This is a genomic window from Streptomyces lucensis JCM 4490 (genome assembly GCF_014650035.1).
Lineage (GTDB): Bacteria > Actinomycetota > Actinomycetes > Streptomycetales > Streptomycetaceae > Streptomyces > Streptomyces lucensis.
The window spans coordinates 290,886-315,827 of record NZ_BMUE01000007.1; the positions used below are offsets into that span (position 1 = coordinate 290,886).

Sequence of the window (24,942 nt, forward strand, 5' to 3'; positions counted from 1 at the left end):
TGAATCGCTGGCCCTGGCTGTGCTGTCGTCCGTTCTGGATGGGGGCCTGCCGGGGGGGTGCGCTGGGTGTGGGTCAGCGGGCGATCGAGATCGCGAAGGGTGCGAATCCGGTGGACCGGATGACGTGTGGGACGAAGAGGATCGCGGCCTCCGTGGCGCGGGCGGTCTGGATCCCGCCGAGGTCGGTGATCCACGCCTTTTGCCAGCCGAGGTCGGTGAGCAGTTCGCGGACGGTCTGCTTGGCCTGCGGGTCGTCGCCGGAGAGGTACGCGGTTGGCGCCTGGGTGAGCGTGGCGGGCGCGGTCATCACCGGGAAGAGCATGGTGTTGAGGGTCTTGACGACGCGGGTTTCGGGGAGCGCGTCCTGGAGTTGCTCTGCGAGGCTTGAGCCGGGGTGGATCAGGTCGGCGGGCAGTCCGTCGGGTCCGTCGGTGGTGGCGTTGGAGACGTCGACGAGGATCTTGCCGGACAGTTCGTCGCGCAGGGCGGTGAGCCGGTCCAGCGAGCCGGCGCCCGGGGTGGCGTTGATGACGATCCGGGCGGTCCGAGCGGCGTCGGGGGCGGCGCCCGGCGTGCGGTCCGCGACGGTCACCTCGTGCCCGGCCCGGGTGAGGGCTGTGGCCAGGTTGCCGCCGACGCGGCCGTTTCCGAGAACGGCGATCGTGGTCATGATGATGTGGTCCTTTTCGTGGGTGCGGGTTGTGGTGTGCGGTCAGCGTGAGAGCGTGGCGAGGGCCTGGGCGTGGACGCCGGGCGCGGTGGCCAGGAAGCTTTCCTCTGCGAGGTCCAGGGTCGGCCCTGGGCGTCGGCCCGCAGGTACGGCGGACCGTTCGCCTGCCGAGGTTGCGGAGCGAGCTAGCTGAAGAACTGATGGACGCGGGAGGCGAACCATTCGGGTTGTGCCAGGTGCGGGTAGTGCGTGCGGGTCGGTGTCTGCTCGGCCACGGCCCCGGGGATACGGTCGGTGAGCCAGTCGGCGTAGTCCCCACCGGGATCGGTTCCGTGCAGGGACAGGTACGGAACGTCGGGCGGGAGACTCGTGGTACGTCGGGACCACGCTGCCAGCGTGTCTGCGTCCCAATCAAGCAGCGGGGTCCAAAACCCGCTGAACACTTCCTGGTCGAGGGCGCGGCGGCGCTCAATGTCGGCCACCAGCGCAGGGTCCAGCTCGCCGTACAGCTGAGCGAAAACCGTACGAACGAAGCTGGCGAAGCCCTCTCCCCGCGCGGCGGCGACTATCTCCGCAGGAAGTGGACCGACCCGCAGCGACTGGTCGACATTGACCACATCACGAGTGGGGTAACGGGCCGCGTAGGCGGTCGCAATCACCCGCCGAGGGAGTGACCGACGATGAACGGGGATTGGTCCTCGCCCAGGGACTCGATCAGCTGGTGGATGTCCTCCACCGACTCGTCGATCCCGTACGGCCGGGCCCGAGGCGAGTCACCGTGGCCACGCAGGTCGACGCTCAGCACGCGGAAGTGCTGCTGCAGGTGAACGGGGTCCCAGAAGCGCCGGATTTCGGTGATGCCGTGGACGGCCACGAGCATCGGTCCCGTACCGTTGAGGTCGTGGGCCAGCTGGTCGTCGGCCATGGTGTGGTCCTTTTCGTGGGTGCGGGTTGTGGTGCGCGGTCAGTGTGAAAGCGTGGCGACGGCCTGGGCGTGGATGCCGGGGGCGGCGGCCAGGAGGCTTTCGCTGTGTGGGGTCCAGGGGCGGCCCTGGGCGTCGGAGATCTGTCCGCCGGCCTCGGTGACGAGCAGTGCGCCGGGGAGCAGGTCCGCGCGGGCGCCGGCGAACTGCCAGAAGGCGTCGATGCGGCCGGCGGCCACGTTCAGCAGGTGCAGGGTCGCGGGCACGGCGGTGCGGACGACGAGCGCGTCGAAGAGCATCGAGGTGATCGAGGAGCCGACGCGGCGCACGACTTGCTCGTCCTCATCGGGCCGGGCCTGGCTGGTGGCCACGATGCTCAGGCCGAGGTCCGCGGTCCGGGAGACGTGCAGCGGCCGGCCATCGAGATAGGCGCCCGCGCCGGTGAGCGCGGTGTAGGTATCCCCGGTCAACGGCAGGTGGACCGCGGTGAGCACCGGCTGGTTCTCGCGTACAAGGGTGGCGGTCACCGCCCACTCCGGCAGGGCGTGCAGGTGGTTGATGTTGCCTTCGGCCGGGTCCACGACCCACCATTCGCCGGGCGGCAGCGCCCCGCCGTCCAGCTCGTCCTCCACCCATCCCGCGTCCGGGCGCAGGTGAGTGAGGCGCGGGCGCAGGATGTCCAGGGCCATGTCGTCGTTGGCGGCGAGCGCGCGCATCAGCTCTTCGCGGGTCTGGTAGCGGACCACCTCGCCGTAGCGCTCGCGCAGCGCGGAGCCGGCCGCGCGCACGGCGTTCGCGGTCTGGTCGAGCAGGTCGGCGTCGGAGGCTGCGGCGGCAGTGGTCTGAAGCATTTTGGACATGGTGAACTCCCTTTTGAGTAGGAGGCGATGAGGCCGTTCGAGCCGGACTGTGTGCTCGGTTCAGCGCTCTGATCTCGAAGGTAGTCAGCCCCTTGATTAACATCAAATGCATGTAAAGCACGGCTAGGATTACTCGCATGCAACTGGACTTGAACCTGCTGGCCGCGCTCGACGCACTGCTGGAGGAGGGCAGTGTGGCCGGGGCGGCCGCGCGCCTGCATGTCACCGCCCCCGCGATGAGCAGGAGTCTGGGCCGCATCCGTCGCACCACCGGGGATCAGATCCTGGTGCGCACCGGCCGCACGATGACCCCGACGCCGTATGCGATCGCCGTCCGGGAACAGGTGCACGAGCTGCTGCAGCAGGTCCAGGGGGTGCTGGCACCGAGCCGTGAACTCGATCTGGCAACGTTGGAGCGCACTTTCGCACTCCGCTGGCACGATTCCCTGGTCGCCTTGGGCGGCCCCGCGCTGCTCGCGGCCGTGCGCGGACAGGCGCCGGGCGTGAGGTTGCGCTTCGTTGCGGAATCGAGCATTGACACACCCGAGTTGCGGCGTGGAGAGATCGACCTGGAGGCGAACGCCAACCGGCCGAGCGCACCGGACATTCGTGCCGAGAAGGTGGGCGAGACCCGCCTCGTCATCGTGGTGAGGCAGGGGCACCCGCTCACTCGTGTCAGGACCGTCACCGCGAAGCGGTACGCCGCCGCTGAGCACGTCACCGTCTCGCGACGTGGAAACCTCAGCAATGCCCTCGATGACGCCCTCGCGCGGCTCGGCCTCATCCGCCGCGTGGTGGCGACCGCGCCCACAGAAGCTGCCGCGCTGGAGTTCGCGCGCGGCTCCGATCTCCTGATCAGCGTCCCTGAAGCCACCGCGCGGTCCGCGGTCGCCGACCTCGGCCTGGTCGTGCTCCCCCTTCCACTCGAACTGCCGTCGGCGCCGATATACCTGTCGTGGCATCAGCGCTACGACACCGACCACGCCCACGCCTGGCTGCGCGGGCTGGCGCGAACCGCGCTGGCCATGGGCGGAGCGTCGTCGTAGCCGGCGCCGTCCAACCGCTTCACCCATACGTCCAGTCGACCACCTCGATGCCGCACGGCCGGCCGCTGTGCGGCCCGCACCAGATCACCATGGGTGGGCCCCGCTCACTCGGCCGGCTCCAGGCTGGTGAGCGGGTTGAGCAAGCCGGTGGGGGCGTTGTCGCCGAAGATGAGCTGGTGGTTGTGGTCGGATTCGGCGGCGAAATGGGCACTGCGGGGGAAGAGAGCCTGCTGGGGGTCTTCTGTAGGCAGTTCCCATGCTCCGCAGCGCGTTCCAGCAGGAACTGGCGGCTCTGTTCGGGATCGCTGCCCGCCAACCGGAAGCCGGACAGGATGACCTGCGGACCGGTGACCGCATCCAGCGCCACGCAGGCGAGCTTGCCCGCGCCGGAGAACGCTTTCATCCCATAGGGAAAGTCCTCCTGTGCATACCGCCCGCCCACGCGTTCCTGCGGTCCAGATGGGAGGCGCACACCACCTGCCGTCAAAAGATCGTCTGACGACACCCAGCCCCCCGCCGGTCCCCAAGGCCGATTTACTGCCGGACAAGAAGCCGGAGGTGCTCGTCTGGAGCGGCGAGGTCGATGATGCGCTGAACCAGGCGGGGGTAGGACCAGCCAGCGCCGGCCGCCGCGCGTGGCAGCAAGCTCGTCGTTGTCATGCCCGGAAGGGCGTTGACCTCGAGGCACACAGGCGCACCGCTGGTGTCACAGCGGAAGTCGGTGCGGGAGTACGTGTCACTGCGCGAACCCGAGGGCCTTGTGCGCGCGCAGGGCCAGGTTCTGCAAGCGGGACGTGAGGTCGTCGGAGATGCGCGCCGGGCAGACTTCACCGACCGCGCCCGGCTGGTATTTCGCGGTGTCGTCGAACACCGGCGTCGCCAGCTCGATCTCCACCACGGGAAGCACCTGGTCGCCGACGACGGCCACGGTGAACTCCCGCCCCGGCAGTAAGGGCTTCACCAGCAGTTCGCTCTGACCGGAGTGCACCTCGGTCGCTACCCGTGCCAGTTGCGAAAACGAGTCGACCCGTTGGACCGACATACTCGAACCGTCCGCGGCCGGCTTGGCCACCACGGGCCCGGCCGCCACCAGCCGCTTCACGTTCCGCGGAGCGTCGCACGTTCCGGGCCGCCACAGCACCTGCTCGGGCACCGGCACACCTGCCGCGCCCAGCAGGGCTGGGGCCGCCCCTTGTGCCAGGCCGCCGAACACGCCGCGCTGCCCGCACCGGTGAACCGCACGCCGGCCATCTCCAGCAGCTCCTGCACGTGCCCGTCCTCGCCCCAGCCGCCGTGCAGCGCCACGAACACCATCCCCGCATCCCGAAGCAGATCCAGGACGAAGCCGCCGGTCAGGGCGGCGTGCATCCGTTCTCGCAGCCGGCGCCGGTTCGAGCGCAGCGGCGGCTCCTCCCCCACCACGGATCCCTCGACCGCGTCACCGGGTGTCAGCGGACCGGCCAGGAGCGGCACCGCGGCAGCCGGGTCGACCAGCACCACCTCGTGCCCACGTTCGAGCAGGGCCCGGGCCACCGACCAGCCCGAGGCCAAGGAGACATCACGTTCCGGGCTCTCTCCGCCGCACAGGACCACTACGCGCATGCCGGGTTCCGTCACCCTTCTCCTCCTCCGGGTCAGCCGATTTCTCCGGGGAGTTCGGCTCACTGCGCCGGGCTCGAGATCATCAGGCATTCAGGGTTCGGGAAGGGTGTGAAGCCTGCCTTGGCGTAGACCTCGTGGGCGTCGCGTGTGGAGAGCAGGATGCGCTTGAGGCGGTAGGGAGCGAGGTGGTCGCGGGCGGCGCGGGCCAGCCAGGTACCCAGTCCCTTACCACGGTGCCCGGAGACGACGTAGACGTCGCACAGCCAGGCGAAGGTTGCCCAGTCGGTGACGACACGGGCGTAGGCGACCTGGCAACCCGCGACGTCGTAGGCGGCGAAGTTGAGGGAGTGGCGCACGGATCGCTCGACAGCGTCCCGGCTGCGGCCCAGCGCCCAGAACGCGTCGGTCGAGAGCCAGTGGTGCACCAGGCCGACATCAAGGCGGTCCGGATCCGTGGAGAGTTCATAGCCGTCCTGCCTGCTTGTGATCATGTTGAGGCAGCATAGAGACACTGCTTTGAGTTTCCAAGTAGCTGCTTGGCTGTTCCAAGTTCGCTGTTCCAAGTTCGCACCCGCCCGGCTGGCAGCTGGTCGTCGGCGTCCGCCGACGCCCGGACGAGGATCGCGCAGTCGGCGGTGCGGAACTCGGCGAGGATGCGGGCGCGTTGCCCGGGGGTGTGCTCGCCGTGGACGAAGGACAGCTTCCGGGTCGATCCCGGGCACAAGGCCGGGGCAGGCCTCGGCCAGCAGGCGCAGGGTGCGGGAATCCGCGGGCGAAGCGACGGGCGTCGGAGACCAGTTGGAAGTAGACCAGAACCTTCTTCAGACCGTGCTCGGTCACAGCGCGCAGGACCGCGAGGTGCAGGGCGGTGGTGCACAGCGCACCGTCCTGCACCTCGCCGCTGCCGTCCCCGGGGGCAGCGGGGGCGGCGAGGTTCAGGCGGCGGCACAGGTCGGTGCCGGTGAGGGTGGGCACCACGATGCGGTAATCCGCCGCGCGGCCATCCGCCACTGCCTGCGCGAGGAGGTATCCGATGACCTTCTTTGCTCCCGGGTCCGGCCGGCCTGCCGCAGAAACGCGATGTTGGCGTCAGCGAACACCAGGTCGGGGGTCAGCAGCGCGACCGCGCCGGGCATCGCCTGGAAGACCGCCGCGTAGTCGATACCCATTGGTGCAGCATAGGGATGAATAGGGCACAGATACGGCTTTTTATGCTCTGGTCCCGTCCCTCTCTCCGCTGGCGCCGCCGGCGGAGCGCAGTGGACCGTGCCGCCATCGGGTGCAGGCGGGTGCGGGCCGCTTCTCGCTCCACGGCGGGGCTACTCACCGGAGGAGCAGTGACCGCTGTCGATGTACGCCGCCCCTGCGATCCGCAGTGCCGTATGCGCGCTCCGGGACCGTTCCCGGGCCGGCGTTTGACGCTGCGGCAGTACGGCGTCGGCGGCCGTCGACCGGTGTCGGCGCGGTAGCTTGCCGACGGGCCGGCCGTTCTGGGGGGGGGAGGCGATCCAGTCCCTTTGGATCTCGACGGCCAGGTCACGTACGCCGAGCCCGTCACGGACCCGGGAGGCGAGGGCGACGGCCTCCTTGGCCTCGACGGTGACCGTCAGGCCCGATGCGGTCAGGTACGCCGCGGCGACGGCCGCGCCGAACAGCTCGTTGCGCACCTCCAGCGCCGGGTCTTGGGTCCACGGCCACGGCAGGCCGAGGCGCGACCAGGAAGGGTACGACGATCACCAGGGGCACGGGCAGCGCGATTTTGACTCGACGCGCAGGGTGGGGTGTCGGCCCATCGAATGCCGGGTGCGGGGAGTTGATGAGTGCGGCGGCTCCGTGGCGCACCTTCGCTGCGGTAAGGCCAGCGCGGGCCCGTCCGTTCTGTGTCCGCGCACAGCCCGGCGCGTAGCCAGCACGCGTTAAGGCGGCCTTTAAGCCCAAGTCCTCCGCAAGCCGCTTGCCTGAGCGGCAGGCTGAGGGGATCTTCCTGGCTGCGGCGGGCCGCTGGCGCTGCGAGGCCGGGGGCCCGGGGCCCATGGGGGGTCGGGGACCGTTAGTCACCGATGAACCAGAGACGGCTCCCGGGCGTGGCCACGCAGTCCTCCAGCATCTCGGCGAGATCCAGAAGCGCGGCCTTGCGGGAGGAGCTGTCGCACTCCCGTACGAGGGCGGCCACCTCCGGCAGGGCGGCCTGCGCGTCCTGGTCGGTGAAGCGGGTGTCCCGATAGGGGTCGATCTGGGCGAGCCTCCCGCGGGTCACCCCCTCCAGGGCCAGCGCGAGCATCTCCCCGTGCTCGTGGGAGGCCCTGACCACGGTCTCTCGCCGCCGCCCTCTGCCCCGCGCCCCCGCCTGATCGACGCGCAACTCCAGCTCTATGCCCACGGCACCTCCCCAGGTGAGTACGGGTACTCATCGCAGGCGCCCCCGGATGACGCCGAGACTCACGGCAACACGTCGACACGGAAGGCCAGGGCACCCATGGTGCAGCACCGCGCGGTGCTCGCCTGATCGGCTTCTGCAGCGGCGCGTTCACCCTGGCCGAGGCCGGCGTCCTCGACGGGCGCCGGGCCACGGCCCACTGGCAGTGGGCGCATGCCTCCGCTTGCGGTTCCCCGCCGTCCACCTCGAATCGGACGTGCTGTTCGTGGACGACGGTGACATCCTCACCGCTGCGGGCAGCGCGGCCGCGCTCGATCTCGGGTTGCACGTCGTCCGCCTCGACCACGGTGCCGAGGTCGCCAACTCCGTCAGCCGGAGACTGGTTTTCGCGGCGCACCGCGACGGCGGGCAGCGGCAGTTCTTCGAGCGTCCCATGCCCAATCTCCCGGGTGAGTCCCTGGCACCGGTTCTGGCCTGGGTGCAAGAACGGCTCGAGGCGCCACTGGCGATCGCGGACCTCGCGGCGCGGGCGGCGGTCAGTCCGGCGACACCGCACCGCCGCTTCAGGACACATCGGGTAACGACCCCGCTGATGTGACTCACGGGGGAACGGCTTGCCCTGGCCTGTCTGCTAATCGAGCGAGGGGAGTCACCCTTCGAGCGTGGTCGCACGACTCAGCGGGCTGGGCACCGCGGCCAATCTGCGGGCGCTGATGTGTCGCGAGACGGGCATCACTCCATCGGTGTACAAGCGGCGATTCGGTCCCGAGGCTAGCTGACGGCATCCCTGCCAACCGGCCGAGACATCACGCGAGTCTGTCCGTCGCGTCGAACCCGCACTCCACATGATCGGTACGGCAACGGCTTCTTACGCCAGCTCTTACATGCCGTTGCCGACGACAGTTGCTGTGCAGGCGAGGCCGGCGCCTGCTGCAGGCATCCAGTGCCGCTACGTTGGATCCCACACCAACCTGCAGTAAGCCGGAAGGGAATCGAACGCAAAGCTCGTCGGCCGGGAGCACCCTGAAGGGTCGGGCAGCGTCGCAACGTGTATTGATGCCGAGCCTGTGTAGCTATCGGCGCACCAGGGTCGATGGGACCCCAGGCTGGGGAACCGGCTGGTTGGCCACCTTCACCGCCGTACGGACGAAGGCCGCGAGCGGTCGTGACGAACTGTGTTCCGGCCAGGCGAGCGCCAGTGTCGTGGGCGCGGCGTCCAGCACCGGTACGCACACCAGGTCGTCGCGCAGGAGGCGGCGGGCGGAGTCCGGTACTACGGCCACCAGCCGCCCGAGAGCGATGAGCTGCATCACCTCGGCGATGTCGCGCACCTCAGGGCCGGTGGCGTCATCGTCCGTCTTTCCCGGCCAGCGCGGCCTCGTTTCGCCGTCCAGGTCGCTGAGGCGTATGCAGGTCCGCCCTGCCAGCCGGTGTCCCGCCGGCAGCACGGCCACCTTGTCCTCGACGAGCAGTTCTTCGACGTCCAGGCCGCTCCGGTCGTGCACGGTATGGAGCAATGCCACGTCGGCCCGTCCGTCGCGGACCAGGGTGGCCCGCTCCCCCATGCCGGAGGTTATCTCCACGGGAATCGCATCCGGCTCACTCTCGTAGGCCGCCAGGATGTCGCGCAGCAGGCCGCCGTCACCGCCTGGCTTCATGGCCAGGACCCGCCGTGCTCCGGGGTGGCTGGCGCGCTGGGCCCGGCGGACGGCTGCCTCCATGGCGTCCAGCGCTTTGCGGCCGTCGGCGAGCAGGACCTCTCCTGCCGGGGTCAGCGTCACACCACGGCTGGTGCGCTCCAGGAGCCTGACGCCCATGCGGCGTTCAAGCCGTCTTATCGCCCTGGACAACGGCGGCTGGGCGATGCCCAGGCGCTCGGCCGCGCGGGTGATGTTGAGCTCTTCGGCCGCCGTGACGAAGTACATCAGCTCGCGCGTCTCGATCGATGCCATACCGGGAGGGTATCGCTTGCCACCTGATCGGTCTTGGCCTCCGCAGCCGCCCAGGTGATGGGCTTGGGGCCATGGCGAACGACACCTCGCACACTGGGTCCATCGCCCTCATAACCGGTTCGACCAAGGGAATAGGGCGACGGGTCGCCGGGCAACTGGCCGCACTCGGCATGACCGTGCTGGTCGGTGTGCGGGACCGCAGGCGCGGCGAACAGGCCACCGCGGCGCTGCGATCAGGCGGCGGCGATGCGCACCTGGTCGAGCTCGGCGTCACCGGTCCCGCTGTGGCGGGGTGACGAATTGCCTTTTCGCTGCCTGATTGGCAATCAGCCACCAACGGAAGGGAAAATATGCTCGCGCGAAAGAATCTGGCCTCTGCCTTAGCGTCCGTGGCCGTGGCCGGCGCCGGACTTCTCGCCGTGACGGCGCCGGCACAAGCCGCTGTTCCGGGCACCGAGCAGTTCAAGAACGTCGCTACGGGCTACTGCCTGGACAGCAACGCCGCCCAGAGCGTCTACACGCACGCCTGCAACACCGGCGCGTACCAGAAGTGGACGGTTTCGTCCGTCAGTGGTGGCTACACCGTGAAGAACCAGTCCACCGGCTTCTGCCTGGACAGCAACGCCGCCCAGACCGTCTACACCCGCTCCTGCAACGGGGGCAGCTACCAGAAGTGGAGCATCAGCTACAGCGGTAATGGCTACGTGCTGAAGAACTACGCCACTGGGTACGTGCTGGACAGCAACTCCAACGGGTCGGTCTACACGCGCTCCTACAACGGGGGCAACTACCAGAAATGGAACTGACCTCCACGCGGTGAGTAAGGCCGAGGCCCGCCCTGTCGCAGAGGGCGGGCCTCGGCCCGTTCCCTGGTAGCGACACCTGCGGGGTGCGGTTGTGGGCGGGGATTCGCTGTGCCGGACTACCCCGCGCACCGCAGCCCCCAGCCGCCGCCCGTGCGCGCCACCGGCTCGCCCCCCGGCGCCGGGCGCTGGACCCACACTTTACCCGCCCGTCTGACTGTTGCGTCGGCTGCTGGCCCGCGCCCCCGTGCCCCGGCCGCCGCGCTGCGACTGCTGCCCCGCCCCGCCCGGCTGTGACCCGCCCCGGTTCGGCCCATGCCGGGCCTGCCCTGCGGCTTTGTCGCCGCGGGCACAGTGGCAGCAGGCAGGCGATGCGGGTGCCGGGCCGTCTGCCGCCTCAGTGGGAGCCGCCCCCGCTGCCCCGCGGGACGTCCCCGCTGACCTGCTCGTAGCGTGGCGCGCGGCTGCTGAGCTGTATGCCGTGCTTCACGTGCTCCAGGCCCGTCTCCCGTGGTCCGGCTGGCCGGAGGTGACCGAACGGAGCAGGGAGCGCCCCGGCTGCGAGGCGTCCCCCGGCTGGTCGCAGGACGACGCCGCCGAGTTCGACCGGTTCCAATCGTCTGGGCCTCGAGGCGGCCCGCACAAGCCGGCCGTGCTACCGGAGATGGTTGGTGATCAGCTCGGTTACTCCCGGGGCCAGGCCAAGGCCCAGGGCGTGCTGTCGGGAGCGGCGGACACTCTTGCCGGCGCCGTCCGCCAGGGACATGGCCGAGGCCGGCGGGCCGAGGCCGCCGAGGCCGTACGCCCCACCTCCGTCGTGAGGAGGAGGCCTGAGCCACGCGGCCGGTCAGTGCAGAATGCTGACGGCCCGGGCGATCACGAGGAGCGAGGTGAACAGGGCGGAGACGCTCTGGATACTCATCAGCACCTTTGCGCAGGTCGACAGCGGCATCGTGTCGGTCGGGCTGAACGCCGTGGAGTTCGTGACGGACACGTAGAGGTAGTCCACGAGGGTGGGGACCCAGTCCGACGTGCCGCTGGCGCCGTCGGCCACTTCCTGGATGGCGTCATCGTTCTCGTCCTGCGAGAAACGGAAATCCGCCAGGGGCAAGGCCGAACGGGGCGCCTGGGTGCGGCTGACCGGACCACCGCGGTCCAGCTCCCAATAGGCCAGGCCGAAGACAATGATGTTGGTGAGCCACACCTGCAGCGCCGCCACCAGCAAGGACCGGCCGTCCTTCACCCCGGCGTACACCAGCTCGTGGATCAGGATGACCAACGCCACCAGATTGCTGACGGCGATGACCGCCACGAGCGTGAGCGAAAGCACCCGGAACGCCTTCGTCTGCCGAGTCAGACGCTTCGGGTTGATCGCGATCAGCGGAACGAGCAGCAGGCACTCCAGGGCGGGCAGCACGTAGCGCGGAGCGACCAGCAGCCGTTGCGGCAGGAACAGGTACAGGGCGATCGCGGCGAGCGTCGCGGCGACCGCAGGCAGCCGTACTTCGCCCCTGCGTTCGTGCCGGGGATGCCTGGTACTCGCCTCCGCACGCGTACGTGCCATACCGACTGGTCCTTCCGGTCGCCGCCACTGACAGCGCCACGACGCCTGCGTCCTTCAGCGGGGTAGGCCACCGGGCACCCCTAGCGTCTACCCCGAGTACAGCTGCCTTCTGCTCGGGCACCAACTGGGCCTGTTCCTGGCTGGCAGCACTTCGCCACCACCGACCCGCCCGCCCCAGCCCGGCGACCCGCCCCGCAGCCGCGAGGAACGCCTCGCCACCACTCCGCGTTCAACTGCCCCGCGACCGGCCTGTCGCGTAGGGCGATCATCAGGGCGGGGCCGGCACCCTCGCCTTGACCGGTCCGGCCGAAGGCGACCCACCGGTTACTGAACGGCCAGGCGTACCTCCAGTCGACCTTCCCCGACAAGGGCAGCGGCGGCAGTCGGTCGAAGCCGGCGAACGGCTCGCCGTACCGGCCGCACAGCGTCTCGACGAGGTTGCCCAGGTCAGCACGACCGGAGACGGAAAGACAGACATGACCTGGCGCATGCCCGTGCTCACGGCAGGCCAGGTCACGGAGATCCGGCCACAGGATCTCGGATACGGCGGTCAGAAGCTGTTCGTCGTCCATGCCGCGAGTCAACCACTCGCCGCCGACAGTAGAGTTTAACGAGGCAGCGACGTACTCTCCGGCCAGCCGTCCCGCCACGTGACCTGCCGCCGTGCTTCGGCGTATCGAAGTCGACCGCCCACCGGCGGTTCTTGATCTGGTCCGGAGCCAGTGTCTAGGGCCGTCTCCACGAGGCCGTGCTGCACGGGCTCGACGACGCCGACCTGGATGTTCGGCCGCGCCGGCTTCGAACTCCTACGCAAGCGCGTCCTGCCCTACTCCTGAATGGGCTGCGCAGGACTCATCGTCGATCAGCCCGAAGTCTTCCGGGAACTCCTCCAGGAACTCGCGACGAGCCGGGTCGTTCTCGGCGGCTGCCATCTCCCCGACCAGCTCAATCAGTTCCTGTCGCTGATCATTAGGCAGCGTACTGACCACGTGGGCGACGCCCTCCATCACCTTGACCGCATCGTCCTGATCCATCTGCTCGTCTTCGCTGCCGTCGATGAACCAAAGGACATCGACCAAAGCCTCGGCCAAAGCACGAGTCAGGGACGGGTACGAAGACGTCACGATGGTCTCCCAGCAGATCAACGGCAGAGTCCGGCCATCCCACCACACACCACTGACATCACATTCCGTAAGCCTCCACGGAAAGTGGACCAGAGCCCGTCTCTCGTGACCATAGCCACTGAGCTCTTCCCAACCTGCCATGGCAGCGGGACAGTTGTGCTGACAGATGGGTGAAGCCCCTGGTAGATGGGTTTTCGACCAAGAAGACCCGTGCCCACCAGAGGCTTCGCATGCCTGTCCACCCGTCCGCGCTGAACGTGTCCAATTCTGCCCTGCGCTTCCTCGCCGCTCGCCTGCGGAAACATGGTCGTCACCTCGGCACCCGGTGGCGGCGCCTGAACGCGGGGCGGCAGGCTCTACTTGCCCTCGCCCACCTCCGTAACATTCACCCGTACGCCCAGCTCGCGGCCGGGTTCGGGATCGCCACAGCCACCGCCTACCGCTATGTCACCGAGGCCGTCGGCCTCCTGGCCCGACCTCGCCCCGACACTCGCCGCGGCGGTCCGGACGGCGTCAACGAAGGCGTTCGCCCTGCTGGACGGAACGCTGCTGCCCATCGACCGCATCGCCACCGAAAGGCTCACTCACCCCACTGTCCCGAAGTCGAGAGATCTCGCTCAGAACGCCTGGCCCAGGACTACCGGGCCACCATCAACTACCAGCGGGTGAAACTCTGCCTTCAGGAAGCCCGCCCCCACATCGCGGAGGAACTGGGCATCAGCCCGGACGAGCTAGCGCGTCTGCACCGGCGGTTCGAGGTCGTTCCCGCTGCTCAGGCCCAGGTGGACTGGGGTGATGAGGACAGGATTCTCACCCATGTCGCATCCCGAAGGTCTTCTCCTTCCACATGGCCTTGTCGTATTCAAGAGACCCGTTCTGCTGCTTCACCACTGGTCAGGACCTGGCGACGTTCTTCGACTGCCACCGGCAGGCATTCGCGCACTTCGGCGGGTGCCGATGAGCATCGTCTACGACCGCACCAAGACGGTCGTGCGCCGGCACGTCGCACCGGGCGAGGCGGTTCCGCTGCACCCGGAACTGCGCCGTGCCACGCCGCGAGAACGTTGCCGTCGACTTCGCCCGGGTGGCAGTCACACTCCAAGCCGAGGTCGCCGACCCAAGCCCGCAACGGTGGCCGATCATCCAGCCACCAGCCGCTGGGGGCTCCGTTGCTGTAGAGGAGCACCGTGCCCTGCCTCAAGACCTTGGACGGACGTCTGGGCTACTTCACGGTGACGAGCATCCTGGGCCCTGCAGAACTGAACCACGAAGCGACGTGTGGGACCGCCAGTGATCCTTAAGCGGTCGAGAAGGGTCGCGCACCGTGCCCGAACGCTGCCACAGCGCACCGAAAGTCCCTACAGGTCGCTGCACGACACGCGGCTGATCCGGCTCTTCCTCTTCCGCTACGGGCATATGCGGTAACCCTGAAAGGTGTTCCACGGACGGCTCTTGGAGCAGCTCACCCCGGTAAAATCCCACAGGATCATGAGTTGCACGTGGGGAGCCATGCGTCCCCGCCGCCACAGCTCACAAGAAAGCGACATCAGGAGGAAACATGCTCAAGCTGGACGCCCCCATGGACGGCCCCTCCGGGTTCAGAACAGTGATTTCAAACGACGACTACCCGGAATCTCAGTATGGATATACCGGGCCGGGGTGGAGCTGGATGTGGGTAAATTCCCCCTTCGCCTTATCTTTCGTGGAGGGGCAGTTCACTCGCAGGGTTTTCAAGCAATACCAGACGTCACATCGCGACCTGCGGTCCTTCGCCAGCGAAAGCCTCGCACCCAACGATCCGCACTGGTCCAAAGCATGCGCCGCCGCTCTTCGCGACACGACCGCACAGGAATTCATTCTGGTCTGCTCGATCTGGGCATTCGCCTCGTTCGAAGTCCGCTCGGGCAGGAGCGCGGAAGCAGGTACGGCCTTCTACAACGGATGGGTCGCAGCCATGAACGCCGATCCGCAGGCCACATACGCACTGCAGAGGTCCGAGAAACCCACCGTCATAGTGATGAGCTAACCGCGGGTCCCCACTCACCTCGAGGCGTTCCCGATTTCATGGCGCAACTGCCATGCAGGCCTTGTACGAGGAGATACGGGCGGTACGTCATCGAAATGACGCACCGCCCGCACCGGCGAGCCCGTCTGCGACGTCAGGCCGGGGTCCAGTTCGCGGACTTCGAGGTGGGTTAGGGCAGCGCCCGGCTCGAGGCGGCCGGTGTCGACCATCCAGTCGCGTACCGCCTGGGCGACGTCGCCGCCTGCCGCGCCGACCCGGGTCTTCCACTCGGCCGCGTCGAAGCCGGCCTCTCCAGGCCGGGCCCGGCGCTGTTGCCGTAGGAGCGTTCCTCGGTGCCGTGTCTCTTGCACCGACCAGTTCGGCGACGTCGGCCACTGCGGTATCGAAGGGCGCAGCCATGACGCCGGTCATGCCGTGCCTGTGGCACGGGCGGGTCCAGTGAGCCGCACAAGGAGTCGCGGGGAGACCCGGCCCGCTGCCCCCAGTACCGGCTCCGCGCGCCGTGAGACGACCGGTGAGCGTTCGCGCCGAATACAGCCGAGGGTCCACCGCAGCTGCTACACCCACATCCCGACGCCGCCCCCACCGCTGTGGTTCATCTTCGCGGTCATCATGATCGTGCTCCTCGCCGCCTGCCTATAGGCCGAGGGAACGGGGCGCGGTTTCGGGTGATGCTGGGGCATGCCTTCGGGTATCTCCGAGTAAGCGCCGCCACGATCCAGCCCATGGGCCGGGAAGCGGAACAGCTTGGTGTCGCCCCCAGGAACGTCACCCCTGGGGGCGTTCTCGCGTCTCCAGATCATCTCGAGCAGTTGGCAACGCCTTGTGGCCCTCCGACCAGTGGTTCGACCACCCACAGATCCCGCAGCTGTACCGGCCATTGATCCCGTGAGTCTCCGTGCCGCACTGCCCACACGAGGTCCGCGTGATCTCCTGACCCTCCAGGAACGCGGCCGCCGCAGCAGCCGTCTCCGCATCCGCAACCGGCCCGGCCGGCTTCCGCGCTCTGCTCACGATGCCGACCCTATCCGCGGCCGCGGCGCCTGACCCGAAATCGGCCCACACTGCGGACATGACCACGACCCATCCGGGCCCTGCTGCGCCGGCCCGCCACACCGTGTGCAGTTCACCGCCCCAACTCCCCTGTCACGTCTGTCGCCTACTCGCTCAGCATGGGCCCGCAGCCATCCGGGTCGGTAGAGGACGGCAAGCCACCCACAGACCGTCCGTAGAGCCGAACGCGGTTCGCTCCACCCACTCCACCGCCAACGGCTCCCCGGCGGCCCGTACAGCGTCGCTGAACGCCCTCTCCACACCCTCCGGGTCATCCGGCAGGGTGGGCCTCCAGGGCGCGGCGGACCGCGGCGGCATCACGCACGGCCTGCTCCTCTCGGGCTGGGTCATCGCTCATGCCGGTTCAACGACCACCGCGCCAGCACGGAAGGGTGAACCGGAGCGAGCCGGGCCCAAAAATGGCATGGGCCCGGCGCGGCCTGCGGGTACACGCAGCGCAACCAGTCAACAAGTGGACGGCTGAAAGCCAAGGAAAAACAGTGCGATCGGACGTCAGCCAGTCGGCGAACCCCGCCCTGGTGCGCGCGGCACTCGAAGCCGGCGAGGACGTGCCGGGCTTGCCCAGGCTTCCTGAGCCAGGGCGTGGGCCTGCGGGGGTGTCAGGATTCCGGGAGTCGGTCGAGGAAGCCGAGGACGGAGGTGATCCGGCCGTCCTCGGCCAGGGTGACCACGTCCGAGCCGGCGACCGGCGCCGAGCCGTCGGCGGTGGACACCAGCTCCCATCCGAAGCGGGCGATGTGATGGTTGCCGTCCACGTCACCGGCCAGCTTGAACTCGAAGCCGGGGAACTGCTCGTGTGCCGCCTGGATGACCGCAGTGATCTGCTCGTAGCCGCGCACATCGGCCAGCGGGTCGGTGTAGGTGCCGTCCTCGGACCACGCGGCGGCAACCGCCTTGGCGAGCGTGTCGGCGTCGGTGGCGTTCCACGCCTCGAAGTAACGGGCAACAGCGGCAGCGTAGATCGACATGGAGTGACTCCCGTTCCAGTCAAGTGGTCTGTCATGCGCATCGGTTGGCCGGGTTTCGAGCCGCAGTGCGCCGGGCCGGAACCCGATGGCTTCACCTTGCCGCGTCCCGCCTGAACCCGCGATTACCGCACAGGTAAAGAGGCCCTGACCACACGGCAGCGGTGCTCGCGAGCGCCGGCGTGTCAGTGGCCTGGCTGACGTCCCCCGCAACCGGACGCCCGTCTGCCACGGGAGCGCGAAATCAACCACGGAACACCCCCGCGTCGGCGGAGAGGACGTGGCGGTGGTGGTATCGGGCATCGGGGTGACCAGCGAGCAGGCCGCCCACACTGGTCAGCAGGTGCACGCCGATCACGTCAGCAACCACCCCGCCCGCGCTGGGCTGGCCAGTCGGCCGTCGTCAGCGTCGGGGCGAGGTCCACCTCTCCGGCTTCGACCAGGGCTCGGCGCAGTTGTTCCGCCTGGGCGGGGCGCTCTGTCTCGGGCAGGGCGACGGTGGCCTCGAGCAGAGCCGGGGCATGCTGACGGACATCGGGGTGGGATGGTGAGCAGGTGTGTGGCCAGGAGCAGGGCATCGGGGCTGTGCGGGTGGCGGGCGGCATGAACGCCATCGGGACCGAGTGGTTCGACGCGAATCCCGACGAGGTGCTCGCGCTCGCCGTTGACACGATCTGGGTCTCCGCCCCGATGTAGACGATGCCGCTTAGGTCAGCAAGCCTCGCATGACGAAGCGCCCCACCCCTGCTTCGATGCAGGCGACGGGGCGCTTCGTCGTTCCTACGGGCAGTGCTCCTCGAACTTGACCGCGTCCAGCGTGACCGGCTGGCCGTGCAGCTTCGCCCCGGCCGCAGGCTTCTGCGTGCACACCTGCCAGTTGGACTCCATCAAGACCCACCGGCTGGCGCCCGTCGCGTCGTTCACGGTGATCGACGTGCTGCTGTCGAGGGTCTGGCGGGCTGCCTTCACGCTCTTGCCGCGGAAGTCGGGCATCGTCCCACCGGCCGCTGATGGCGCCTTCTGGTCGTGGGCTGGGCAGGTCTCGTCGAGCTTGACGGCGCCGAAGTCCAGCTCGGTGTCCGTCGGCACGACCTGCCCGGCCTTGAGGTTCTGGCTGCAGACTTGCCAGTTGCGGTCGAACGCCTGGAAGCGGGCTCGGCCAGACGCGTCGTGGGACTTCAGAACGTAGAAGCCCTGCTTCTGCGCGGCGTCCTGCGCGGACTGCAACCCCATGCCGACGAAGTTCGGCACGGATTTCTTCCCCCCGGCCGGCTTGCTGTCCTTCGTTGGCGCGGCGCTCGCGCTCGTTGCCGACGGCGCGCTGCCACTCGGCTTGGCCGCGTCCGTTGGCTGGCAGGCGACGACACCTGCGCCGGCTGCACAGAGCAGGACGGCGCTGATGATGTGGCTACGCATGGATCCCCCCGTGGTGATGCTGCTACAGGCGGAACACGGTAAGTCAGATGTGATTGTGGGGTGAACCTTGTTGCCGGGCTGTGACCTGAGGGTCGCCAAGCGTTGTTCGTGAACCGGTCCCTCGTCCTGTGCGGAACGCCTGTCGGTCCGTCAGTCGCAAGCGGCGCAGGGTGGGTGTTTGGAGCCAGCTCCGGCGCCACGAGGGTGACGTGCGGAGTCTCGCGCGAGCCCCACGCGGCGGAGAACGTCCGGCCTGGGTGAGGAGTGTGGCGACCGCCCGGCCCGGACTGTGGGAGCGTCGTCCCCGCGTGCCCTGGCAGCTGCCCCGGCTGCCGAGCTGTGACCCACGGAATGATGGAGACTCATGATCCCCGCCAACGGTTGTCCGGGCGCCTCCGGCACACCGCAGCCCCGCTGCCCACCCACCCAAAGCAAACTCATCAGTGCAGGCCAGCCGCCATCCACTGATCACAAAAACTGCCCCTGGACACAACTCTCCGCCATCGGCATGCGATGGACCTGACAGCCATCACGGACCGGCCGTCCACACCGTCGACTCGGGTTGGCTGCACCGTACCCGAACTTCAGCCAACGCCCGTTACATCAACAAGCGCCCTCCATGCGTCAGCGGAACACCCCCGCGTCCGCGGGGAGGACCGGAGCGGGCATGGCTAACGTCCCGGGCACATCGGAACACCCCCGCGTCCGCGGGAGTGTTCCGATGGCCTGCACCACCGCCGGATCCTGGTCCGGGTCCTCCCCGCTGATGCGGGGGTGTTCCGCGACGATGCTGGAGCCCTGCCCGGTCTCGGCCGTCCTCCCCGCTGACGCGGGGGTCCCATGCCGCTGGCTACGCCCCGGGGCTTTGATACACGAGCGAATCCCGATGCCGCCTCGCTCGCCGCGGGTCCCTCCAGGCAAGCAGGGTGGGCGTTTCGCTGAGGTGGGCGTGTCCAAAGACAGCACGGGCAGGATCGTCGACAGCTGCGGACGGTGCACTTTGAGGCAGGTCAGCCGGCTTATGCGGGCGGATCGTTGTGCACTTGAAGTTCCTGCCAGCAGCGGTGGACGTACCGCTCAGCCTCGCGTACCGGGGAGGGCACGGCCTTCCCGGACAACGCGGCGGCCGGTCGACGCATCCCGACACCGGACTCCCCAACACGGTGAGCAGGACGGACCGAGCGGATGCCACGGCTGGGGCCACGGTGATGCAGGATTGCCGCCCTGGCGATGAGGATCGCGGCCACCACTGCTGCGGCCGTCAGCGTGGTCGCCGCGTGCTGATCTGACATTTGTGCAAACCTTCGCGCGCGCTGGGGAATGGGATGCCGGGCGTCGCAAGGCAGCCGTCCGGCTCCCCGCGGGTACCCCGGACGAACCAGTTCAGTTCAGCAAACCCAGCCGTCCCCTCCGGGGAATGATCCTCGCCTCCCCAGCCTGCGCCTGCAGGCGCTGGCGGACGGGCCGCAGGTCACGGTCGGGCTGTCTCCGTTGGGGCGGGCGACCTCGGCTTGGGACGGGCGAACTCGTTGGCATCGCGTACGGGGCAGGCAGACGACGGGGGACGTACCTGCCTGCCCCTTGCACGCGACTGCTCGCTCACAACTTGGGGGACGGGCGAGCGTCACGGGACCCACGGGTCCTAGGTCCGCCCCGTGCAGCGCCGATCGGTCCGGCAATGTCACAGCCCCACCTGGAAGACAGCCGTGGCCGGGTGCCCGCGCCGCATCCCGCTACCGGCCCGCTCGCGTGAATGTCCCGTATAGGTTGTCCGCCCGGCGGGGGCGCTAAGGCGTGTCCGACGGGTCGCGTGACGGAGCTCTGCTGGTGTCGTTCCAGTCGGCGTGGGACGAGGTGATCTGTCGGATCGGGAGTGGCTCGTCTTGAGTCGCACTTACCGAAGAACACGGGGCGGGCGGTGGGCGTGTCACCGCAAGGTGATCAACGGCGGGCCAACCGCCAACGACGTGGAAGCCGCGGCGGCCGGCCCACCGGCTTCGACCGGCCCCGCTATGCCCGCAGGAACGAAGTCGAGCGAACCATCAACGCACTCAAGGGCTTCCGGGCCATAGCAACCAGGTACGACAAGAGGGCGTACGTCTTCCAGGGCACGGTCACCCTCGCCGCGATCCGGCTCTGGCTGCGGTGACGAGGGACGGTCAGTCCCTAGAAGAGGGTGTCGGCAATGCGGTCAATCTGGTCGATGTCTGGGGACCAGCAATAGAGCATGACTTCGTCGGCGCCGATGCCGATGAAGTCATCGACCGCCCTACGAATCGTCTCCGGCGTGGTGAGAAGACCATCGGCCACGTGCTCGGCGCGGCCGCTGAACTCGTAGTAGTCACGGATATTGCGTCGGGCTTGCTCGACGGTGCTCTCCGGGCCGAGTGCGACGTTGGCCTGAGCCACCAGGCGCGGCCGGCCAGAGCGGTCGTGCTTATCCCAGACCGCCTCCACGTTGCGGAACAGTCCGGCCATGAACTGCGGTGGCAGCGCCGCGCCGAGGAAGCCGTCGCCGAACCGGCCGACACGTTCGATCGCTGCTGGGGCGAAGCCGCCGAACAGCACCTCCGGGCCACTGGGCGTCATGGGCGCGGGACCGATCGGTCCGACGCCTTCGCCATACGGCTCGCCGCGCCAGGCCCGGCGCAGTAGGGGCATCTGCTCATCGAGGCGGCGCCCCCGGCGTCGGATGTCGATGCCCGCGGCCAGGCAGTCATCTTCGCGACCGCCGATGCCGAGCGTGAACCGACCACCGGACAGTCGGTCGAGGGTCGCGGTCTGCTTGGCGAGCATCGCTGTGTTGTGGACGGGCGCGATCAGAACTTCGGTTTGAAGGCGGATGCGCGAAGTGACGCCGGCGAGCGCGGCAAGGGTGATGAGGGGCTCAGGATTGTCGAAGACAAGCCGGTCGAGCAGGCCGAGCGTACTGAAGGGGCCGACGTCAGCGCGCTGGGCCCAGGTCAGCAGCAGGGCAGGATCATCGATAGGGAGACCGAGACCGATCTTCATGAGGAAACCTCCGGAGGGCACACAGAATCAGGTGCCGCCCCTCCGTGGCTCCGCGCTGCTGTGCGCGGGCGTGCTCCCGTTCTGCGGCTACGTTTCCAGAGAGCGTGATCTTTAGAGTGCAGCGACCATATCGCGCTCGGCCGAGCCTGAGCAACAACCGCTCCGCACACGCAGATACAGACCGACGGCAACATGACAAGGCTTTGCGCCCAACCGACCGACCGGACACGCCTTAAATCGATTGCCTGGTGCGTCACTTCGCGATGAGGCCCGTCGCGGCGGCGATCCGGCCAAGGGTGTGGCGCAGGGCCGCTGCTTCGGCGGGGCTGATCGCCGCCAGCAGCTCCTCGTCGTTCTGCCGCGCCAGTGAGAGCGTCTGATGTCGCAGCTCGCGGCCGGTCGGCGTCAGTTCGATGAGCTGACGTCGACGGTCCGCGGCATCGCGTACCCGTCGTATGGCATCGAGTTGCTCAAGCTCGTCGAGCATGTCGACGACCACGCTGGCGGTCACGCCGATGGCCTTGGCCAGTTCCAGCTGCGCCAGGGGCCCGCCGGACAGGAGTTCCAGGACGGCGCAGTGCCGGGGGCGCAACCCGAGGGGGGCCAGCCGACCTGCGAACCGCACGTTCACCTGTTGGCCCAGCTTGCCCAGCAAGAAACCGACCGTGTCGGTCAAAGACTCTTCCGCTGCCACATCGCCAATGTTAGCCTAGGCATATGATTCGGTCGCCGAATGATATGGCTCCCTCGGTAAGTGTCCGTCGGTTCGGCGGGCTCGTTGCGCTCCTCACTGTGGTCTCGTCCGGCTACTTCACCGTAGCCAGCCTGGTTGACCCTGGCGGCCTGGTGGCTGGAGGCGACGAGGCTGCGCCCAGGACGTACGCGGCCTACATGGCGGCCCGCAGCATCGTCTTGCTCGGTGGACTGGTCTGGCTGCTGGCCGTACGCGCCTGGCGTTCCCTCGGCCTGCTGCTCGCGCTGAACGGCGCGGTCCAGATCGTCGACGCAGTGATCGGCGCTGTCCATCAGCAGGCCCCCCAGACCATCGGTCCCCTGCTGTTCGCCGCAGCCCTGCTGACAGCGGCCCGACTGCTCGGGGTCCGCGCCCGGCCTCTGGGACGGATCCGACCAACCTGAGGGGAAGTCAGCCATAACACCACGTCATCCCGAAGGTCCACACGGCGAAAAGGAGAAAACCTGCGCAACAAGAGATGGCTGACCGTCCTCTTGGTGACGCTTGCCGCCGTGACACAGCAGGTGGCCATAGCAGGGGACGCCACGGCGGCTTCCTCATACGTCCTGCGTGGCTGGAAGAACGTGGCCACCGGCTACTGCCTGGACAGCAACGCCGCTGGAGACGTCTACACACGGCCCTGTAGCAGTGGGGTGAACAACTTCCAGAGGTGGAAGGTCTCCCTCACGGGCGCAGTTGAGGACTACAGGTTCTTCGAGCTGCAGAACTACGCTACAGGACTGTGCCTGGAGAGCAACGCGTGGAACGCGGTCTACACCCACGCTTGCACGAGGGGGAATAACCAAACCTGGGTCTCTCGGAAACTGGACCACGGCTATATCTTCACCAACAACGCGACCAGCAAGGTCCTGGACAGCAACGCGGACCAAAAGGTGTACACCCACGGTTACAACGCGGGCAACTTCCAGCAGTGGATCTCTCTCAACTACTGAGCCGCATTCGGGCAGGGCGTGACTGGATTACGCACACCGCCTCGCCCGAACCGCCCACCACGCATCTGACGCGTGCACTGATACCAGCTCCAGCCCAGCTTGCCGGATGCAGGTTGTAGTCGGAAGCTGAGTGGACTGGCAGGGCTGCGCCACGGTCCACTCAGCCACGGACACCATCCGCAGCGGACTCCCAAGGCCCCGACAGTGGTCGGGCTCAGGCATCTGCGGGCCGCCCGGGCGGTGGCCTCGCGGAAGGTCGGCGACAGCGCCGCCCGCCGCCGGACGATCCGGCCCGTGTGTAACTGGCCGTTCCCTAACCGGCCGTGTGGTCGGTGAAGTTCGAACAAGGGACTGGTCCGGGTGAGTCTGCCGGTGCGGATGCATGGAAGAAGGGCCTCTTGGTAGCTCGCGGATGTCGAGTCCAGCGAGGAGCAAGAGGCCCTGTTGTCGAAGTGTTGCGTGGTCACGGTTACCGGGTCCAGTCCGTCCACTCCTGGGTGTGACTGTCTCGCCCATAGGTTCGGGAACGCGGCCGACCGGCCGGGGCGTCGGCCCCGGTACGGCTCGGACATGAGCGATGCCGAGTGGGCAGCTGTACGGGACCTGCTGCCGGTGCCGGGATGGCTGGCCGGCCGGAGCGGACGCCCGGAGGGCTACTGCCACCGGCAGATGATCGACGCGATCCGCTACCTCGTCGACAACGGCATCAAGTGGCGGGCGATGCCGTCCGACTTCCCACCCTGGCCGCGGGTGTATGCCTTCTTCACCCGCTGGGGGGATGCGGGACTCGTGGCCGAGCTGCACGACCGGCTACGCGAGGCCGTCCGCCGCGCCGAGGACCGTGACCAGGAGCCGAGCGCGGCTGTCATCGACTCGCAGTCGGTGAAGGCGGACGCCACCGTCGCGCTCACTTCACGGGGCTTTGACGCTGGGAAGAAGATCAACGGACGCAAGCGGCACCTGCTCACTGACACGCTCGGGCTGCTGCTGGCCGTGCTGGTCACGCCGGCGTCGACCACCGACCGCGACGCCGCCCGGATCCTGCTGTCGGCGGCCAAGGGCCGCTTCGGGCAGCTGTCACGAGTGTGGGCCGACGGCGGATACACCGGCCATCTCGGCGACTGGAGTGCGGCACAGCTCCAAGTCGTCCTGGACATCGTCCGCCGCAGCGACGACACCGGCGGCTTCCAGGTCCTGCCCCGCCGCTGGGTCGTGGAGAGATCTTTCGCCTGGTGCCTGCGCAGCCGGCGTCTGGTCCGGGACTACGAACGCCGCACCGACACCAGCGAAGCCGTCATCCTGTGGTCGATGACCATGCTCATGAGCCGCCGCCTGGCCGTCCGCCGCCAGCAGTGTCCTGCTCCGCCAGCGACAGAGGCAGCGTGAACCTGCCCGGCTTCGCCTCGACCAGCCAGCCCCGTTCCACCAGCCGCTTCAGCCGGGCCCTGGCGCCTTCGACGCGGGAGGCGGACGCACTGTCCCAGCCCAGCACCACCGCCGGCCGCCGGGCACCCAGCCCGTCGCCACCCGCATCGGCCGCCGCGGCCATCAACGCCTGGTAGTCCGGCGACAGCTCCTGCACCTCGGTTGCGTTCTGCCGGTGCGGCACCGCCCGGCGCGGTCCGGCCCGCTTCCTCCGCGGCAACTCGTCGGCCACGTCGGTGGGTGCGTTCTCTTCGGCCAGAGCCTCCAGATACTGCTCCAGGCCGATCACCCGGCGCCGGTGCACCTCTTACTGAAGCGCCCGTACAGGCCACTACTGCACCCCGCGCTCGCGGTCGCCGTGCAATGACCCTCGCGGTGAACGTGCCGTCGGCGTACGCCGAGGCGACTGTCAGCCTC

General features: G+C 68.5%; 25 protein-coding genes and 5 pseudogenes. 11 read left to right on the forward strand and 19 right to left on the reverse strand.

Going from position 1 to position 24,942, the window contains the following annotated elements:
* Positions 1 to 73 precede the first annotated feature (73 nt).
* From IE177_RS18555 to IE177_RS18570, 4 genes are all read right to left on the reverse strand, one after another.
* A complete protein-coding gene (locus IE177_RS18555) occupies positions 74 to 670 on the reverse strand; it encodes an NADPH-dependent F420 reductase (protein ID WP_190016453.1) in 597 nt (198 codons plus the stop codon).
* A gap of 185 nt (positions 671 to 855) precedes the next feature.
* Positions 856 to 1,287 carry an alpha/beta fold hydrolase gene (locus IE177_RS18560; RefSeq protein ID WP_229816115.1) on the reverse strand — a complete coding sequence of 144 codons (432 nt, stop codon included), beginning with the start codon at positions 1,285 to 1,287 and terminating at the stop codon, positions 856 to 858.
* Positions 1,288 to 1,325: 38 nt separating this feature from the next.
* Complete coding sequence (locus tag IE177_RS18565) at positions 1,326 to 1,595, reverse strand: alpha/beta fold hydrolase (RefSeq protein ID WP_190016455.1); 270 nt, start codon at positions 1,593 to 1,595, stop codon at positions 1,326 to 1,328.
* 39 nt (positions 1,596 to 1,634) lie between these two features.
* The gene (locus tag IE177_RS18570; RefSeq protein WP_190016456.1) at positions 1,635 to 2,453 is read right to left on the reverse strand and encodes an inositol monophosphatase family protein; all 819 of its coding nucleotides are present in this window, start codon (positions 2,451 to 2,453) and stop codon (positions 1,635 to 1,637) included.
* Between the two features lie 137 nt (positions 2,454 to 2,590).
* Here IE177_RS18570 and IE177_RS18575 point away from each other — a divergent pair, with 137 nt between their 5' ends.
* The gene (locus tag IE177_RS18575) at positions 2,591 to 3,499 is read left to right on the forward strand and encodes a LysR family transcriptional regulator (RefSeq protein ID WP_190016457.1); all 909 of its coding nucleotides are present in this window, start codon (positions 2,591 to 2,593) and stop codon (positions 3,497 to 3,499) included.
* 256 nt (positions 3,500 to 3,755) lie between these two features.
* Positions 3,756 to 3,998: a hypothetical protein gene (locus IE177_RS18580; protein WP_190016458.1), complete on the forward strand. Its 243-nt coding sequence runs from the start codon at positions 3,756 to 3,758 to the stop codon at positions 3,996 to 3,998.
* Between the two features lie 35 nt (positions 3,999 to 4,033).
* Here the strand turns inward: IE177_RS18580 and IE177_RS35435 are convergent, their stop codons facing one another.
* The 7 genes and pseudogenes from IE177_RS35435 to IE177_RS18605 form a co-directional block, all read right to left on the reverse strand.
* The gene (locus tag IE177_RS35435) at positions 4,034 to 4,330 is read right to left on the reverse strand and encodes a hypothetical protein (protein WP_268253169.1); all 297 of its coding nucleotides are present in this window, start codon (positions 4,328 to 4,330) and stop codon (positions 4,034 to 4,036) included.
* Positions 4,236 to 4,712 carry a D-alanine--D-alanine ligase family protein gene (locus IE177_RS34945; RefSeq protein WP_308431573.1) on the reverse strand — a complete coding sequence of 159 codons (477 nt, stop codon included), beginning with the start codon at positions 4,710 to 4,712 and terminating at the stop codon, positions 4,236 to 4,238. The genes IE177_RS35435 and IE177_RS34945 overlap by 95 nt, the downstream gene beginning before the upstream one ends.
* The gene (locus tag IE177_RS34950) at positions 4,598 to 5,116 is read right to left on the reverse strand and encodes a hypothetical protein (RefSeq protein ID WP_229816116.1); all 519 of its coding nucleotides are present in this window, start codon (positions 5,114 to 5,116) and stop codon (positions 4,598 to 4,600) included. Before IE177_RS34950 ends, IE177_RS34945 begins: the two co-directional genes overlap by 115 nt.
* A 44-nt stretch (positions 5,117 to 5,160) precedes the next feature.
* Complete coding sequence (locus IE177_RS18590; protein ID WP_190016459.1) at positions 5,161 to 5,592, reverse strand: GNAT family N-acetyltransferase; 432 nt, start codon at positions 5,590 to 5,592, stop codon at positions 5,161 to 5,163.
* Positions 5,593 to 6,144: 552 nt separating this feature from the next.
* Positions 6,145 to 6,270, reverse strand: a pseudogene (locus IE177_RS18595) (protein phosphatase); the annotation flags it as partial.
* Between the two features lie 150 nt (positions 6,271 to 6,420).
* Positions 6,421 to 6,768, reverse strand: a complete 348-nt coding sequence (locus IE177_RS18600) for a hypothetical protein (RefSeq protein WP_190016460.1) — start codon at positions 6,766 to 6,768, stop codon at positions 6,421 to 6,423.
* A gap of 383 nt (positions 6,769 to 7,151) precedes the next feature.
* Positions 7,152 to 7,481, reverse strand: a complete 330-nt coding sequence (locus IE177_RS18605; RefSeq protein WP_190016461.1) for a hypothetical protein — start codon at positions 7,479 to 7,481, stop codon at positions 7,152 to 7,154.
* Positions 7,482 to 7,582: 101 nt separating this feature from the next.
* Between IE177_RS18605 and IE177_RS18610 the strand changes: the two are divergent.
* Positions 7,583 to 8,257, forward strand: a pseudogene (locus IE177_RS18610) (helix-turn-helix domain-containing protein); the annotation flags it as partial.
* Between the two features lie 294 nt (positions 8,258 to 8,551).
* Here the strand turns inward: IE177_RS18610 and IE177_RS18615 are convergent.
* Positions 8,552 to 9,421: a LysR family transcriptional regulator gene (locus IE177_RS18615; RefSeq protein ID WP_229816136.1), complete on the reverse strand. Its 870-nt coding sequence runs from the start codon at positions 9,419 to 9,421 to the stop codon at positions 8,552 to 8,554.
* 80 nt (positions 9,422 to 9,501) lie between these two features.
* Between IE177_RS18615 and IE177_RS18620 the strand changes: the two genes are divergently transcribed.
* Positions 9,502 to 9,726 carry an SDR family NAD(P)-dependent oxidoreductase gene (locus tag IE177_RS18620; protein WP_190016463.1) on the forward strand — a complete coding sequence of 75 codons (225 nt, stop codon included), beginning with the start codon at positions 9,502 to 9,504 and terminating at the stop codon, positions 9,724 to 9,726.
* A 123-nt stretch (positions 9,727 to 9,849) separates the two neighbouring features.
* Positions 9,850 to 10,236 carry an RICIN domain-containing protein gene (locus IE177_RS18625; RefSeq protein ID WP_229816117.1) on the forward strand — a complete coding sequence of 129 codons (387 nt, stop codon included), beginning with the start codon at positions 9,850 to 9,852 and terminating at the stop codon, positions 10,234 to 10,236.
* Positions 10,237 to 11,080: 844 nt separating this feature from the next.
* Here IE177_RS18625 and IE177_RS18630 read toward each other — a convergent pair.
* Together IE177_RS18630 and IE177_RS18640 are read right to left on the reverse strand one after the other, a co-directional pair.
* A complete protein-coding gene (locus tag IE177_RS18630; RefSeq protein ID WP_190016465.1) occupies positions 11,081 to 11,797 on the reverse strand; it encodes a hypothetical protein in 717 nt (238 codons plus the stop codon).
* Positions 11,798 to 12,603: 806 nt separating this feature from the next.
* Positions 12,604 to 12,921 carry a hypothetical protein gene (locus tag IE177_RS18640; protein ID WP_308431574.1) on the reverse strand — a complete coding sequence of 106 codons (318 nt, stop codon included), beginning with the start codon at positions 12,919 to 12,921 and terminating at the stop codon, positions 12,604 to 12,606.
* 230 nt (positions 12,922 to 13,151) lie between these two features.
* On the opposite strand from IE177_RS18640, the pseudogene IE177_RS18645 reads away from it, so the two are divergent.
* Together IE177_RS18645 and IE177_RS18650 are read left to right on the forward strand one after the other, a co-directional pair.
* A pseudogene (locus tag IE177_RS18645) lies at positions 13,152 to 13,500 on the forward strand (helix-turn-helix domain-containing protein); the annotation flags it as partial.
* Between the two features lie 979 nt (positions 13,501 to 14,479).
* Positions 14,480 to 14,947, forward strand: a complete 468-nt coding sequence (locus IE177_RS18650; RefSeq protein WP_190016467.1) for a hypothetical protein — start codon at positions 14,480 to 14,482, stop codon at positions 14,945 to 14,947.
* 1,673 nt (positions 14,948 to 16,620) lie between these two features.
* On the opposite strand, the gene IE177_RS18655 is transcribed toward IE177_RS18650, so the two are convergent.
* A complete protein-coding gene (locus IE177_RS18655; RefSeq protein ID WP_190016468.1) occupies positions 16,621 to 16,989 on the reverse strand; it encodes a nuclear transport factor 2 family protein in 369 nt (122 codons plus the stop codon).
* 777 nt (positions 16,990 to 17,766) lie between these two features.
* On the reverse strand, positions 17,767 to 18,402 hold the full coding sequence (locus IE177_RS18660) for a PASTA domain-containing protein (protein WP_190016469.1): 636 nt from the start codon (positions 18,400 to 18,402) through the stop codon (positions 17,767 to 17,769).
* Between the two features lie 1,945 nt (positions 18,403 to 20,347).
* On the opposite strand from IE177_RS18660, the pseudogene IE177_RS18665 reads away from it, so the two are divergent.
* Positions 20,348 to 20,551 (forward strand): annotated as a pseudogene (locus IE177_RS18665) (IS5/IS1182 family transposase); the annotation flags it as partial.
* Positions 20,552 to 20,568: 17 nt separating this feature from the next.
* Here the strand turns inward: IE177_RS18665 and IE177_RS18670 are convergent.
* Positions 20,569 to 21,414, reverse strand: a complete 846-nt coding sequence (locus IE177_RS18670; RefSeq protein ID WP_190016470.1) for an LLM class flavin-dependent oxidoreductase — start codon at positions 21,412 to 21,414, stop codon at positions 20,569 to 20,571.
* Between the two features lie 253 nt (positions 21,415 to 21,667).
* Entirely contained in the window at positions 21,668 to 22,108 is a 441-nt protein-coding gene (locus tag IE177_RS18675; RefSeq protein ID WP_190016471.1) for a MarR family winged helix-turn-helix transcriptional regulator, read from the reverse strand.
* Between the two features lie 152 nt (positions 22,109 to 22,260).
* Between IE177_RS18675 and IE177_RS18680 the strand changes: the two genes are divergently transcribed.
* The 3 genes from IE177_RS18680 to IE177_RS18690 all read left to right on the forward strand — a co-directional run bounded on the left by IE177_RS18680 (position 22,261) and on the right by IE177_RS18690 (position 24,486).
* Positions 22,261 to 22,551 (forward strand): hypothetical protein, encoded by a 291-nt coding sequence (locus tag IE177_RS18680; protein ID WP_190016472.1) that lies wholly within the window; start codon positions 22,261 to 22,263, stop codon positions 22,549 to 22,551.
* A gap of 108 nt (positions 22,552 to 22,659) precedes the next feature.
* Positions 22,660 to 23,100: an RICIN domain-containing protein gene (locus IE177_RS18685; RefSeq protein ID WP_190016473.1), complete on the forward strand. Its 441-nt coding sequence runs from the start codon at positions 22,660 to 22,662 to the stop codon at positions 23,098 to 23,100.
* Between the two features lie 570 nt (positions 23,101 to 23,670).
* Positions 23,671 to 24,486 (forward strand): IS5 family transposase, encoded by an 816-nt coding sequence (locus tag IE177_RS18690; protein WP_190016474.1) that lies wholly within the window; start codon positions 23,671 to 23,673, stop codon positions 24,484 to 24,486.
* Here the strand turns inward: IE177_RS18690 and IE177_RS18695 are convergent.
* A pseudogene (locus IE177_RS18695) lies at positions 24,419 to 24,832 on the reverse strand (hypothetical protein); the annotation flags it as partial. The gene IE177_RS18690 and the pseudogene IE177_RS18695 overlap by 68 nt on opposite strands.
* Between the last annotated feature and the right edge of the window lie 110 nt (positions 24,833 to 24,942).